This window comes from Microbispora sp. KK1-11, from assembly GCF_006874435.1.
Lineage (GTDB): Bacteria > Actinomycetota > Actinomycetes > Streptosporangiales > Streptosporangiaceae > Microbispora > Microbispora catharanthi.
The window spans coordinates 1-648 of sequence record NZ_VIRJ01000120.1 but is presented as its reverse complement, the minus strand read 5'-3'; the positions used below and the strand labels follow the sequence as shown (position 1 = coordinate 648).

The window sequence follows — 648 nt, the reverse complement described above, 5'->3', positions numbered from 1 at the left end:
CTGCACATCCAAGCCAGGATCTTGGCCGCTCAGGGCAGGTACGAGGCGGCGCTGGAGGCGGCGGTCGAAACAGGGAAACGGTTCGCCGTTCACAACGGCGGCAACCCCGCGCTCGTGGCCTGGCGCTCGCAGGCCGCGCTGTGCCTCCACGCGCTGGGCGACACCGCGGCGGCGCAGGCGTACGCGCACGAAGAACTCGAACTGGCCGAACGCTGGGGCGCGCCGTACGCGATCGGCCACGCGCTGCGCGTGGCCGGCCTGGTTAGCCCCATGCCCGACGCGGTGAAGCTGCTGGAACGAAGCGTCGAGGTGCTCCGCGCGTCACCCGCGCGGCTCGAGCTGGCATACGCCCTGGTCGACCTCGGCACCCGTCGCCGCCGCCAGGGGCAAACGGCGATGGCGCGTTCGCTCCTGCAGGAGGGCATGGACCTCGCCCAACGCTGCGGCGCCGACCCTGTTGTCAAGGAGGCGCGCAGCGAGTTGCGCGCCCTGGGTGCCCGGCCCCGGCGCTCGTACCTGACCGGCCCCGAAGCACTCACCCCCAGCGAGACACGCGTCGCCGGGCTCGCCGCGACCGGCCTGACCAACCGCCAGATCGCCCAACGCCTCTATGTCACGGTGAAGACCGTGGAAGTCCATCTCTCCAAC

At 71.8% G+C, this 648-nt stretch carries 1 protein-coding gene; it reads left to right on the top strand.

The window, feature by feature from the left end; all coding sequences use genetic code 11:
- Nucleotides 1-648 (top strand): helix-turn-helix transcriptional regulator (locus FLW16_RS43010; RefSeq protein ID WP_221891603.1); only part of this gene is annotated, 648 nt, incomplete at both ends.